Here is a 13,652-nt window from a genome sequence, read left to right as displayed (position 1 = left end):
ACAGTTGCACAAGAGCTGTAATGATCAGCGCGGGTGCGCGGCGAAGAAGTCCCACAGTTCTCGCGTCGCGAAGTCGGGCCACTCGTGGTCGCCGTGGTCGACCGTGATGAGCACGACCCCGCGACCCTCGGCGCATCCCGCGGTCGAGGTGGTGATCGGGCCGTCGGTGGTGGCCGACGGGGCGCCGCACTGATCGACGTTGCGCCAGAAGGCATTCACGTTCGGCACGGGCGGGCCGTTGATCACGCTGTAGCCCGGTCCGCCGCCGTAGGGCACCAGCTCGTCCGCGGTGCCGTGAATGTGCATGACCGACATCGGATGCGGCGTGCGGCAGGAGTTCAGCTGGGTGCCCGCGACCGGACCGATCGCGGCGAAGATCTCCGTGGTGCAGGCCAGCGTGTAGGACATGATGCCGCCGTTGCTCATGCCGGTGGCATAGACCTTCGCGGTGTCGATGCCGACGTTCTTGGCGATGTCGGCGACGGCCGCGCTGATGAAACCGACGTCATCCACGCCCTCTCGTCCGGACCGGCCGCAGCAGGTTTGGCCGTCGACGTTCCAGGCGTGGTCGAGGCCGTCAGGGTAGGCGACGACGAACTTGCCCGAATCGGCCAAACCGTCCCAGTGGTAGTCCTTTTCGGCTTCCCTGGCGCTTCCCGACACGCCGTGCATCATGACCACGAGCGGGGCCGAGGCCGCCACTCCCGCGGGCTTGTACAGCCGATAGCTGCGATCGAGATCGCCGACCTTGAGGTGGTGGACGCTGGTGCCGGTCACGAAGCCCGTCGGCGCGTTGGCGACTCCGGGGAAGCAGCCCGCGAGCACCAGGACGACACCCGAGATCGTGGCCAGCCGGCGCAGCATGGATCAAAGGTAAGCGCTGGCCCGCGCTCAGCCGCCCGTTTTCTCCCGCAGGAACGCGATGTCGTCCTTGCGGCCCTCGTCGGCGGTTTCGCAGATCACCGGGGCGTCGGCGGCCTTGACCACCGCGGCGAGCAGCTCGGGATCGATCTGGCCGGTGCCGAAGTTGGCGTGCCGGTCGGCGCCGGAGCCCGCCGCGTCCCTCGAGTCGTTGCAGTGCACCAGGTCGATGCGGCCGGTCAGCGCCTTGATGCGGTCGACCGCGTCGATCAGCTGCTCGCCGGCGGCCCAGGCGTGGCAGGTGTCCAGGCAGAACCCAATTCCCTTGTCGCCGATGTGATCCCACAGCCGGCCGATGGTGTCGAAGTGGCGGGCCATCGCGTGGTCGCCGCCGGCCGTGTTCTCCAGGTAGACCGGCACGTCCGTTTCCAGGTAGTCCAGGGCCTTGACCCACCGTTCGAAGCCGGCGTCCATGTCGTTGTCGTCGGCGTGGCCGCCGTGCACGATCACCGCCGTCGCGCTGATCGCCGCGGCCGCGTCGCAGGTGTCCTGCAGGATCTTGCGCGACGGGATGCGGACCCGGTTGTTGGCCGAGGCCACGTTGATCAGGTAGGGCGCGTGGATGTAGAGCGGGATGGTCGACGCCTTGAGCGCCTCGGCGTCGTCACGCGGCTTGGGCTTCTTCCAGCTCTGCGGGTTGCCGAGGAAGAACTGGACGACGTCGGCGCCGTCGGCCTGCGCGGCGGCCAGCGGGTCATCCTGGTGGACATGCGAACCGATGAGCACGGTGGCCAGTGTAGTGAGGGGTCCTGACGGCGGCGAGAGTGCGGCTGGCCGCACACCCGAGTCCGAATGTGCGGCTGGCCGCACACCCGACCGGCTCGGCGTCCCACGCAACGACAAAGCCCCGGGCGAAACCCGGGGCTTTGTCGTTGTCGCAGAAACTACCGGTAGTCGCTGTAGCCGTAGTCGTCCAACGGAACCGCGGCGCCGGTGGCCTGGCCGAAGTCCGGGCTGTAGTACTGATCCTCGTAGGACGGGATCGTGTACGCGGCGGCCCGGGCCTCCTCGGTCGGCTGCACCTGGATGTTGCGGTAGCGGTTGATGCCGGTACCGGCCGGGATCAGCTTTCCGATGATCACGTTCTCCTTCAGACCGTTGAGCTTGTCGCTGCGGCAGTTGATCGCCGCATCGGTCAGCACTCGCGTGGTCTCCTGGAACGACGCCGCGCTCAGCCACGAGTCGGTGGCGAGGCTCGCCTTCGTGATACCCATCAGCACCGGACGGCCGGCGGCGGGCTCGCCGCCCTCGGCCACCACCCGGCGGTTCTCCGCCTCGAACTCCGCGCGGTCGATCAGCGAGCCGGGCAAAAACTCCGTCGAGCCCGAGTCGATGATGGTGACGCGGCGCAGCATCTGGCGAACGATCACCTCGATGTGCTTGTCGTGGATCGACACACCCTGCGCGCGGTAGACCTCCTGGACCTCGCGGACCAGGTGGATCTGCACCTCGCGGGGGCCCTGCACGCGCAGCACCTCGTGCGGGTCGGCCGAGCCTTCCATCAGCTGCTGGCCCACCTCAACGTGGTCGTTGTCGGAGAGCACCCGCTCGGAACCGTCTTCGTGCTTGAACACGCGCAGCCGCTGCCGCTTGGAGAGCTTGTCGTACACGACCTCCTCGCTCCCGTCGTCGGGAACGATGGTGATCTTGTAGAAGCGCTCGCCCTCCTCGAGGCGGACCCGCCCGGTGACGTCGGCGATCGGCGCCTTGCCGCGCGGGATGCGGGCCTCGAACAGCTCCTGGACCCGGGGCAGACCGCCGGTGATGTCCTCACCGACACCACCCTGGTGGAACGTCCGCATGGTCAGCTGCGTACCGGGCTCACCGATGGACTGGGCCGCGACGATACCGACGGCCTCGCCGATGTCGACCAGCTTTCCGGTGGCCATGGACCGCCCGTAACAGGTCGCGCACACCCCGGTGCCGGTGGTGCACGTCAGCACCGAGCGCACCTTGACCTGCGTGATGCCGGCCGCCAGCAGCGCCTCGATCTCCGGGTCACCCAGGTCCTCGCCGCGAGCGACGACGACCTTGCCGGCCTCGTCGACCGCGTCGGTGCCCAAAGTCCGTGCGTACGCCGAGGTTTCGATGTACGGGTCGCGGATCAGGGTGCCGTCGGGCTGACGCTCGGCCAGCTCGACGACGATGCCCCGCTCGGTCTCGCAGTCGTGCTCGCGGACGATGACGTCCTGGCTCACGTCCACCAGACGACGGGTCAGGTACCCGGAGTCGGCGGTACGCAACGCGGTGTCCGCCAGGCCCTTTCGGGCGCCGTGGGTGTTGATGAAGTACTCCAGCACGGTCAGGCCCTCGCGGAACGACGACTTGACCGGACGCGGGATGAACTCACCCTTGGGGTTGGTCACCAGACCCTTCATGCCGGCCAGCGTCCGGGTCTGGGTGAAGTTACCCGTGGCACCCGAGTCGACGATCGTGATGATCGGGTTGTCGGCCGGGTAGTGCTCACGCAGCGCCTGACCGACCTCGTCGGTGGCTTCCTTCCAGATCTCCACCAGCGCCTCGTTGCGCTCGTCGTGGTTCAAAGCGCCACGCTGGAACTGCTTTTCGACCTTTTCCGCCCGCTCCTCGTACTGGTCGAGGATCTCCTTCTTGCGCGGCGGCACGAGCACGTCGGCCATCGACACGGTGACACCGCTGCGGGTCGCCCAGTAGAAACCGGCGTCCTTGAGCTTGTCGACGGTCTGCGCGACCACGATCATCGGGTAGCGCTCGGCCAGGTCGTTGATGATGGCTGCCTGCACCTTCTTGTGCATCTGCTTGTTCACGAACGGATAGCCCACCGGCAGCAGCTCGTTGAACAGCACCCGGCCCAGCGTGGTCTCGGCCATCCAGGCGTCCCCCGGCTGCCAGCCGTTGGCGCCGAACAGCTCGGCCTCGATCTCGGCGGGCGGGCGCAGCTGGGTCAGCCGCACCTTGATCTTGGCCCGCACCGACAGCACGCCACGGTCGGACGCCATGATCGCCTCGGCCGGTGAGGAGTACACCCCGACCTCGGGCTCGTCCTTGGCGGCGGGCTTGAATTCGCCCAAGGCGGCGTCGACCTCGGTGGTCAGGTAGTACAGCCCGGTCACCATGTCCAGACGCGGCATGGCCAGCGGACGGCCCGACGCGGGCGACAGGATGTTGTTCGAGGACAGCATCAGGATGCGGGCCTCGGCCTGCGCCTCGGCGGACAGCGGCAGGTGCACCGCCATCTGGTCACCGTCGAAGTCGGCGTTGAACGCCTCACACACCAGCGGGTGCAGCTGAATTGCCTTGCCTTCCACCAGCATCGGCTCGAAGGCCTGGATACCCAGCCGGTGCAGGGTGGGCGCGCGGTTCAGCAGCACCGGGTGCTCGGCGATGACCTCTTCGAGGACATCCCACACCTGGGGACGCTGGCGCTCCACCATGCGCTTGGCGCTCTTGATGTTCTGCGCGTGGTTGAGGTCGACCAGCCGCTTCATCACGAACGGCTTGAACAGCTCCAGCGCCATCAGCTTGGGCAGACCGCACTGGTGCAGCTTGAGCTGCGGGCCGACCACGATGACGCTGCGGCCCGAGTAGTCGACACGCTTGCCGAGCAGGTTCTGACGGAACCGGCCCTGCTTACCCTTGAGCAGATCGGACAGCGACTTCAGCGGGCGGTTACCGGGTCCGGTGACCGGGCGGCCGCGACGGCCGTTGTCGAACAACGCGTCCACGGACTCCTGCAACATCCGCTTCTCGTTGTTGACGATGATCTCGGGCGCGCCGAGGTCGATCAGCCTCTTGAGGCGGTTGTTCCGGTTGATCACCCGGCGGTACAGGTCGTTGAGGTCGCTGGTGGCGAACCGGCCACCGTCGAGCTGGACCATCGGGCGCAGTTCCGGCGGGATCACCGGGACGGCGTCGAGCACCATGCCCATCGGCGAGTTGCCCGACTGCTGGAAGGCGGCGACCACCTTGAGCCGCTTCAGGGCGCGAAGTTTCTTCTGCCCCTTGCCGTTCCGGATGACGTCGCGCAGGATCTCGGCCTCGGCGTCGATGTCGAAGTTCTCGATCAGCTTCTGGATCGACTCCGCGCCCATGGCGCCGGTGAAGTACTCACCGAAGCGGTCGATCAGCTCGCGGTAGAGGTTCTCGTCGACGATCAGCTGCTTGGGAGCCAGCTTGGTGAAGGTCGTCCAGATCTCCTCGAGCCGGTCCAGCTCACGCTGGGCCCGGTCGCGCAGCTGACGCATCTCGCGCTCGCCGCCGTCGCGGACCTTGCGGCGCGCGTCGGCCTTGGCGCCCTCGGCCTCCAGCTCGGCCAGGTCGGCCTCGAGCTTCTGGGCGCGGGCCTCCAGGTCGGCGTCGCGCTGGTCCTCGATGGCCTTGCGCTCCACCATCATTTCGGCCTCGAGCGTCGAGAGCTCGTTGTGGCGCATCTCCTCGTCGACCGAGGTGATGACGTAGGCGGCGAAGTAGATGATCTTCTCGAGATCCTTCGGCGCCAGGTCGAGCAGGTACCCCAGCCGCGACGGCACGCCCTTGAAGTACCAGATGTGCGTGACGGGCGCGGCCAGTTCGATGTGGCCCATCCGCTCGCGACGCACCTTGGCGCGGGTCACCTCGACGCCACAGCGCTCACAGATGATGCCCTTGAAGCGGACGCGCTTGTACTTGCCGCAGTAGCACTCCCAGTCGCGAGTCGGTCCGAAGATCTTCTCGCAGAACAGGCCGTCCTTCTCGGGCTTCAGCGTGCGGTAGTTGATCGTCTCCGGCTTCTTGACCTCGCCGTAAGACCATTGCCTGATGTCCTCCGCGGTGGCCAGACCGATCCGGAGTTCATCGAAGAAGTTGACGTCGAGCACGTAACTCCCTTTCCCCTTGCGGGTTTAGTAACTGAAAACGTTTGTTAGGCGAGGTCCTCAACGGACGCGGATTCGTTGCGGGACAAGTTGATTCCCAGGTTCGCCGCGGCCCGTTCGAGGTCCTCGTCCTCGCCTTCGCGCAACTCGATCGCCGCGCCGTCCGAGGACAGCACCTCGACATTGAGGCACAGCGACTGCAGTTCCTTGAGCAACACCTTGAAGGACTCGGGGATACCCGGCTCCGGGATGTTCTCGCCCTTGACGATCGCCTCGTACACCTTGACCCGGCCGACGGTGTCGTCGGACTTGATGGTCAACAGCTCCTGCAGCGTGTACGCCGCGCCGTAGGCCTGCATCGCCCAGCACTCCATCTCACCGAAGCGCTGGCCACCGAACTGCGCCTTACCGCCCAGCGGCTGCTGGGTGATCATCGAGTACGGGCCGGTGGAGCGGGCGTGGATCTTGTCGTCCACCAGGTGGTGCAGCTTCATGATGTACATGTAGCCGACGGTCACCGGGTACGGGAACGGCTCGCCGCTGCGGCCGTCGAACAGCACCGACTTGCCGTCGCCGTCCACCATGACCTCGCCGTCGCGGTTGGGCAGCGTGCAGGACAGCATGCCCGCAAGCTCCTCCTCCTTGGCGCCGTCGAACACCGGCGTCGACACGATCTGGTCCGGCTGCGCGTGCCGCAGCTCCTCGGGCAGGTTCACCGCCCAATCGGGTGAGCCCTCGATGTTCCAGCCGGACTTGGCCACCCACCCGAGGTGGGTCTCCAGGATCTGGCCGATGTTCATCCGTCGCGGCACACCGTGGGTGTTCAGGATGATGTCCACCGGCGTGCCGTCCGGCAGGAACGGCATGTCCTCCTGGGGCAGGATCTTGCCGATCACACCCTTGTTGCCGTGCCGTCCGGCCAGCTTGTCGCCGTCGGAGATCTTCCGCTTCTGGGCCACGTAGACGCGCACCAGCTCGTTGACACCGGCCGGCAGCTCGTCGTCGTCCTCGCGGGAGAACACCCGGATGCCGATGACCTTGCCGGACTCGCCGTGCGGCACCTTCAGCGAGGTGTCGCGGACCTCGCGGGCCTTCTCGCCGAAGATCGCCCGCAGCAACCGCTCCTCCGGGGTCAGCTCGGTCTCACCCTTCGGGGTCACCTTGCCGACCAGGATGTCGCCGTCGCGGACCTCGGCGCCGATGCGCACGATGCCGCGCTCGTCGAGGTCGGCCAGCACCTCGTCGGAGACGTTCGGGATGTCCCGGGTGATCTCCTCGGCGCCCAGCTTGGTGTCGCGGGCGTCGATCTCGTGCTCCTCGATGTGGATCGAGGTGAGCACGTCCTCCTCAACCAGACGGTTGGACAGGATGATCGCGTCCTCGTAGTTGTGGCCCTCCCACGGCATGATCGCCACGAGCAGGTTCTTGCCCAGCGCCATCTCGCCGTTCTCGGTGCACGGACCGTCGGCGATCACCTGGCCGGCCTCGACGCGGTCGCCCGCGTCGACGATCGGCGACTGGTTGGCGCAGGTGCCGTGGTTGGACCGCTCGAACTTGCGCATCCGGTAGGTGTGCCGGGTGCCGTCGTCGGCCATCACGGTGATGTAGTCGGCGGAGACCTCCTCGATCACCCCGGCCTTGTCCGCGACGACGACGTCGCCGGCGTCGATCGCCGCGCGCAGCTCCATGCCGGTGCCCACCAGCGGCGCCTCGCTGCGCACCAGCGGAACCGCCTGGCGCTGCATGTTGGCGCCCATCAGGGCACGGTTGGCGTCATCGTGCTCGAGGAACGGGATCATCGCGGTGGCCACCGACACCATCTGGCGCGGCGACACGTCCATGTAGTCCACCTCGGACGAGGGCACGTACTCGACCTCGCCCGCCTTCCGGCGGACCAGGACGCGCGACTCCTCGAACCGGCCCTTGGCGTCGATCGGCGAGTTGGCCTGCGCCACGACGTGGCGGTCCTCCTCGTCGGCGGTCAGGTAGTGAATCTCGTCGGTGACCACACCGTCGACCACCTTGCGGTACGGGGTCTCGATGAACCCGAACGGGTTCACCCGCGCGTACACCGACAGCGAGCCGATCAGACCGATGTTGGGACCCTCCGGGGTCTCGATCGGGCACATCCGGCCGTAGTGCGACGGGTGGACGTCACGAACCTCCAGGCCGGCGCGCTCACGGGACAGACCGCCGGGGCCCAGCGCCGAGAGGCGGCGCTTGTGGGTCAGACCGGACAGCGGGTTGTTCTGGTCCATGAACTGGCTCAGCTGGCTGGTGCCGAAGAACTCCTTGATCGCGGCGACGACCGGCCGGATGTTGATCAGGGTCTGCGGCGTGATGGCCTCGACGTCCTGCGTGGTCATCCGCTCGCGGACGACGCGCTCCATCCGCGACATGCCGACCCGGATCTGGTTCTGGATCAGCTCACCCACGGTGCGCAGGCGGCGGTTGCCGAAGTGGTCGATGTCGTCGGTCTCCACCGGCACCTCGATGCCGCCGGGGACGGTCATCGTGGGCTGGCCCTCGTGCAGGCGCACCAGGTACTCGATGGTGGCGACGACGTCTTCCTCGGTCAGCGTCGAGCTGGTGATCGGCTCGCCCGCGTGCAGGCCGAGCTTCTTGTTGACCTTGTAGCGGCCGACACGCGCCAGGTCGTAGCGCTTCTCCTTGAAGAACAGGTTCTCCAGCAGGGTCTGCGCGGACTCCTTGGTCGGCGGCTCGCCGGGACGCAGCTTGCGGTAGATGTCCAGCAGCGCCTCGTCGGTGCCGGCGGTGTTGTCCTTCTCCAGCGTCGACATCATGATCTCGGAGAAGCCGAAGCGCTCGGTGATCTGCTCGTTAGTCCAGCCCAGCGCCTTGAGCAGCACGGTGACCGGCTGGCGGCGCTTGCGGTCGATGCGCACGCCGACGGTGTCGCGCTTGTCGACGTCGAACTCCAGCCACGCGCCCCGGCTGGGGATCACCTTGACGCTGTGCAGCAGCTTCTCGGTCGACTTGTCGATGGTCTCGTCGAAGTACACACCGGGCGAGCGGACCAGCTGGCTGACCACGACGCGCTCGGTGCCGTTGATGATGAAGGTGCCCTTCTCGGTCATCATCGGGAAGTCACCCATGAACACCGTCTGGCTCTTGATCTCGCCGGTGTTGTTGTTGATGAACTCGGCCGTGACGAACAGCGGGGCCGCGTACGTCATGTCCTTGTCTTTGCACTCGTCGACCGGCGCCTTGACCTCGTCGAAGCGCGGGTCGGAGAACGACAGCGACATCGAGCCGGAGAAGTCCTCGATCGGCGAGAGCTCCAAGAGCACCTCTTCGAGGCCGCCCACCGGGGTGACCCCCGGCTTGCCGTCGCCGCGCGCGGCAGCCGCCTCGCGCCACCGCGGCGCGCCGATCAACCACTCGAAGGAGTCGATCTGCACGTCAAGCAGGCCCGGAACCTCGAGGGGCTCGCGGAGCTTGGCGAAGGAAACTCGGTTGGGCGCTCCGGGCACGGAGCCGTTCGACGAACTTCCGTTAGAGGAATTTTGTGGGCGATCCGTCTTGCTCTGGCGGAAATCAGCCAAGATGCATCCTTCCAGCACCTCGTGCGACTCACGAAGGCCGGGACCACCGGCCAGCTCGCCGCGAATTGTGTCGGTTCGGCCGGCGAACGAACTGTCCGGATCTCACGCGCGCAACTAAAGAACTAAGCCACGTAGGGGGGCTCAGGCTTAGACCACGGTGTCAGGTGGCGGGTGAGGTGGGCAGGAGGTAGCCAGCGCAACGTCCAACAATAGCGCAGGACGGCGCATTCCTCAACTTCCCAGCCCTGGGGGTCCAGGGACATCGACGCTGGCTGGCGATCTCGACTTCCCTCGGACTGTTCAGGTACATGCTGCCCAACAGACTGGCTCGTTTAGGGCCCGTCGTCAAGAGGGCGGGCCGGGAGTGTTACGCGGAGTTATCACGGAACCCGCCGGCCCGGCGCCCCTCATTCGCCGATCTCGTGTGCGCGGTACCGGTGGGTGCCTTCGAGGTCGTCGAGGATGGCGGTCTGAGCGGTCTTGGGCAGGGTGTGCAGGATCTCGCGCACCCGCGCCTGGCGGCGGGCGACGGCCTTGCGTTCCGGCATGCCGGGCGATGCGACGATCTGCGGCGGCACGCCCTCGATCTCCTCTACACCGCCCGCATGCTGTCCGGCGTCCAGCGCCGCCTGCTCCTCGGCCATGGTCGCCTCGTCCTTTTCCTCCGACATGCCGATCGGCCCGATGCGGCGGCCGTTGAGGAACTGCCGCACGACCGGCTCGTCACTGGTCAACAGCACCTCGCGGGGGCCGAACATGACCAGCTTGCGGCGGAACAGCATGCCCATGTTGTCCGGCACCGTGCGGGCGATGTTGATGTTGTGCGTGACGATCAGCACCGTGGCGTCGATCTGGGCGTTGATGTCGAGGATCAGCTGGCTCAGGTAGGCGGTACGAACCGGGTCCAGACCGGAGTCGGGCTCGTCGCACAGGATGATCTGCGGGTCCATCACCAGGGCGCGGGCCAGGCTGGCGCGCTTGCGCATACCGCCGGAGATCTCACCGGGGAACTTCTTCTCGTCGCCGCCGAGGCCGACCAGGGTCAGCTTCTCCATGACGATGTCACGGATCTCGCCTTCCTTCTTCTTGGTGTGCTCGCGCAGCGGGAAGGCAGCGTTGTCGAAGAGGTTCATCGACCCGAACAGCGCGCCGTCCTGGAACATCACGCCGAACAGCGTGCGGATCTCGTAGAGCTCCTTGGCCGAGCACTGCAGGATGTCGGTGCCGTCGATGACGACCGAGCCGCGCTCGGGGCGCAACAAACCGATCAGTGACTTCAGGAAAACCGATTTGCCGGTACCCGACGGCCCCAGCAGGACGCTGACCTCCCCGGCGGGGATTTCCAGCGTCACGTCTTCCCAGATTCTCGAGGAACCGAAGGACTTCGTGAGTCCATTCACCTCGATTGCGACGCCCATGGGAAATCCTTCCGTCGACACTCATGCCTGCCACCTGCCCTTTTGTGTGGCATGAGTCACTGTAGCGCACGCCTGCCACACGGCATCAGGGTTGCGGCACACAGCGGGGAAAAATTGGCCGTCCCGAGATCAGCCGGAAGCCCCGATGGCGCAACTTATTTGACGCACGTGTTAGCCAGCCGGCGCCCAGTTGCCGTGGAATCCCATCGGCACCCGCTGCGGCAGATGCACGGTGGCGACGTGCTCGAGCGTCTGCGCGTCCAGCAAGACCAGTTGGCCCTCGTCGCGGTCGCGGTGATAGCCGAACCCCATGAGGATGCCGTCATCCTCGGCGCCCGGTGCGGGATTGGGCACAAACGACATCTCGCCGAGCAAAAGGCACGCATCGAGATCGGCAGCGGTGGCGGATCCGGTCGCGTAGTCGTGCTTGTACACGGCGGTCGACATCTCGGATCGCCCGCCGGACAGGTAACCGCCCTCGGTGCCGATGGTGTAGCCATACCGGTGCGGCCCGCCCAGCAAGGTCTCGTTGATGCGCGGGAATTCTTGGGGGCGATCGTCGCGGCGTTCGCTGGTCACCGTCCCGGTGGCCAGGTTGACGGTCCAGCGGTCCAGCGTCGGCCGGCTGTCGCCGGGACCGCGCAGGTCACGGTCGAACATCCGCGCGTAGCGCACCACGTCGAGCACCAAAACCTCTGTGCCGTCGCGCATCTCGGAGTACGCGTTAAGCGGGTGGTAGACGTAGCAGGGCTCGATGTCGAACCAGCGCACGTCCCGATTTCCGCCCTCTCGGGGCATCACCCCGATGCGCGCCGGGTAGTTGTCGTCCCACCGGTACGGCATCCGGCTGGTCGGCCGCTGGTTGCGATTGATCGCCGTCGCCATCGGGCTGGGCAGCCGCACGCGCCCGATGAGCGACTGCATCACCAGGCGGGCCGGCAGGCTCAGCCAACGGGGCACGTTCGCCGGCATCACCTGAACGGGGTCGAACGTGACGGGCAGGTCGTAGATCACCACGTACTTGTCGGTCAGCGAGAAGTCGTGCATCATCGGCGACCCGCCCACCTCGATGTCGACGGTGCGCCGCGCCCGGCCCTGGGTGTCGATGACCGAGTACTGCACGGTCCGCCCGCGGGTGAACGAGTAGGACACCGCGTGCAATTCGCCGGTCCGCGGGTCGGCGTGCGGATGGGCGGTGTATCCCCCGAACAGGGTTCCGTCGAAGTCGCAGGGCCCCTCGGTGTCCAGCTCGTCGGTGAGGCGGTAGTTCGCCCCGCCCCCCTCGACGAGCGCGAGCGTGTGGCCGGCGTGGCTGAGCACGTTGGTGTTGGGGCCGACGGAGAGCATGCCGGCCCGCGGGTTCAGCCCGCTGGGCGCCGGCTCGCCGAGTGCGGTGCAGACGTGGGCGGTGCGCACCCATCGGTTGCGATACCAGCGGGCCTGCCCGCCTTGCAGCGCCACCCCGTGCACCATGCCGTCACCGCTGAACCAGTGGTAGACGGCGGGGTCCACCTCGGCGACGGGGTTGGGCCCGTTGCGCAGGTAGCGCCCGTCGAGGTGTTCGGGAATGCGTCCGGTGACCTTGAGGTCGGTGGCGGTGACCTCCGCGCTTACCGGCGCCAGGAAGTCCTCGAGGTAGGGGTTGCCGGGCTTGGCGGTTGTCGTGGTCGCCATGGCTGAGCTCCTATAACATTGTTATTTCAGCGTTATTGGCACCGTACGCCCCCGATGAGAAGATGGCAACGATGACTTCAGACGTTCAGCGCAGCGTTCGCGAGGAGATGCTGCGCGCGGCGGTCGGCCTGCTCGACGAGCACGGCCCCGACGCCCTGCAGACGCGCAAGGTGGCCGGCGCCGCGGGGACCTCCACCATGGCGGTCTACACCCACTTCGGCGGGATGCGGGGGCTCATCGCCGAGGTGGCCGAGGAGGGCCTGCGCCAGTTCGACGCCGCGCTGACCGTGCCGCACACCGCCGACCCGGTCGCCGACCTGTTCATGATCGGGGCGGCCTACCGCCGCTACGCGATCAAGCGCCCGCACGTGTATCGGCTGATGTTCGGCAGCACCAGCGCGCACGGCATCAACGCGCCCGCCCACAACGTCCTGACGCTGACGGTCGCCGAGATCGAGCGCGACTACCCGAGCTTCGCTCACGTGGTGCGCGGGGTGCACCGGTGCGCGGTGGCCGGCCGCATCAAACCCGCGGGCGCCGTGAAAGACGGTGTCGACGACGCGTCCGTGGTGGCGACCGCGGCCCAGTTCTGGGCGTTGATCCACGGCTTCGTCATGCTGGAACTGGCCGGCTACTACGGCGACGACAGCTCGGCCGTCGTCCCGGTGCTGGGGTCGATGACGTCGAACCTGCTTGTGGCCCTTGGTGATTCACCGGAGCGGGTGGCGCAGTCGCTGCAGACGGCGATGGGCGCGCGCTGAGCGCACGAAGCCCCCGGGACCTCGATCCCGGGGGCTTGCGCGCAGTGACTTACTTGACGGTGACGGTGGCGCCGGCGGCCTCGAGCTTGGTCTTGGCCTCGTCGGCGGCCTCCTTGGCGACCTTCTCCAGCAGCGGCTTGGGCGCGCCGTCGACCAGGTCCTTGGCCTCCTTGAGGCCCAGGCCGGAGACGATCTCGCGGACCACCTTGATGACGCCGATCTTCTTGTCGCCGGCGGACTCGAGGATCACGTCGAATTCCGACTGCTCCTCGGCGGCCTCGGCGGGCGCGCCACCGGCGGCCGGGCCGGCCGCGGCGACGGCGACCGGGGCGGCCGCGGTGACCTCGAAGGTCTCCTCGAACTTCTTGACGAAGTCGGAGAGCTCCAGGAGCGTCATCTCCTTGAACGCGTCGAGCAGGTCGTCGGTAGACATCTTTGCCATGGGTGTGGGTCCTTCCTTGTTTTTCCCAGGTTCCGGGG

The 13,652-nt window shown here is 67.1% G+C and carries 8 protein-coding genes; 1 reads left to right on the top strand and 7 read right to left on the bottom strand.

What is annotated here, in order from left to right:
• Nucleotides 1-24: 24 nt before the first annotated feature.
• The 6 genes from QGN31_RS03710 to QGN31_RS03685 form a co-directional block, all read right to left on the bottom strand.
• Entirely contained in the window at nucleotides 25-864 is an 840-nt protein-coding gene (locus tag QGN31_RS03710) for an extracellular catalytic domain type 1 short-chain-length polyhydroxyalkanoate depolymerase (RefSeq protein ID WP_008260865.1), read from the bottom strand.
• A gap of 27 nt (nucleotides 865-891) precedes the next feature.
• On the bottom strand, nucleotides 892-1,647 hold the full coding sequence (locus tag QGN31_RS03705) for a deoxyribonuclease IV (protein ID WP_008260869.1): 756 nt from the start codon (nucleotides 1,645-1,647) through the stop codon (nucleotides 892-894).
• A gap of 158 nt (nucleotides 1,648-1,805) precedes the next feature.
• Entirely contained in the window at nucleotides 1,806-5,756 is a 3,951-nt protein-coding gene (locus tag QGN31_RS03700) for a DNA-directed RNA polymerase subunit beta' (RefSeq protein WP_009957074.1), read from the bottom strand.
• A gap of 44 nt (nucleotides 5,757-5,800) precedes the next feature.
• Nucleotides 5,801-9,319: a DNA-directed RNA polymerase subunit beta gene (rpoB, locus tag QGN31_RS03695; protein ID WP_085977595.1), complete on the bottom strand. Its 3,519-nt coding sequence runs from the start codon at nucleotides 9,317-9,319 to the stop codon at nucleotides 5,801-5,803.
• A gap of 407 nt (nucleotides 9,320-9,726) precedes the next feature.
• Nucleotides 9,727-10,737: an ABC transporter ATP-binding protein gene (locus QGN31_RS03690; RefSeq protein ID WP_008260873.1), complete on the bottom strand. Its 1,011-nt coding sequence runs from the start codon at nucleotides 10,735-10,737 to the stop codon at nucleotides 9,727-9,729.
• Nucleotides 10,738-10,908: 171 nt separating this feature from the next.
• The gene (locus tag QGN31_RS03685; protein WP_014381141.1) at nucleotides 10,909-12,411 is read right to left on the bottom strand and encodes a carotenoid oxygenase family protein; all 1,503 of its coding nucleotides are present in this window, start codon (nucleotides 12,409-12,411) and stop codon (nucleotides 10,909-10,911) included.
• A 71-nt stretch (nucleotides 12,412-12,482) separates the two neighbouring features.
• Here QGN31_RS03685 and QGN31_RS03680 point away from each other — a divergent pair, with 71 nt between their 5' ends.
• On the top strand, nucleotides 12,483-13,172 hold the full coding sequence (locus QGN31_RS03680; RefSeq protein WP_014383309.1) for a TetR/AcrR family transcriptional regulator: 690 nt from the start codon (nucleotides 12,483-12,485) through the stop codon (nucleotides 13,170-13,172).
• 49 nt (nucleotides 13,173-13,221) lie between these two features.
• Here the strand turns inward: QGN31_RS03680 and rplL are convergent, their stop codons facing one another.
• The gene (gene rplL / locus QGN31_RS03675; RefSeq protein WP_008260886.1) at nucleotides 13,222-13,614 is read right to left on the bottom strand and encodes a 50S ribosomal protein L7/L12; all 393 of its coding nucleotides are present in this window, start codon (nucleotides 13,612-13,614) and stop codon (nucleotides 13,222-13,224) included.
• Between the last annotated feature and the right edge of the window lie 38 nt (nucleotides 13,615-13,652).

Source organism: Mycobacterium sp. 2-64 (assembly GCF_035918375.1).
Lineage (GTDB): Bacteria > Actinomycetota > Actinomycetes > Mycobacteriales > Mycobacteriaceae > Mycobacterium > Mycobacterium intracellulare.
Note: the sequence above shows the minus strand (reverse complement) of the source record. Positions and strands in the feature narration are given on the sequence as shown.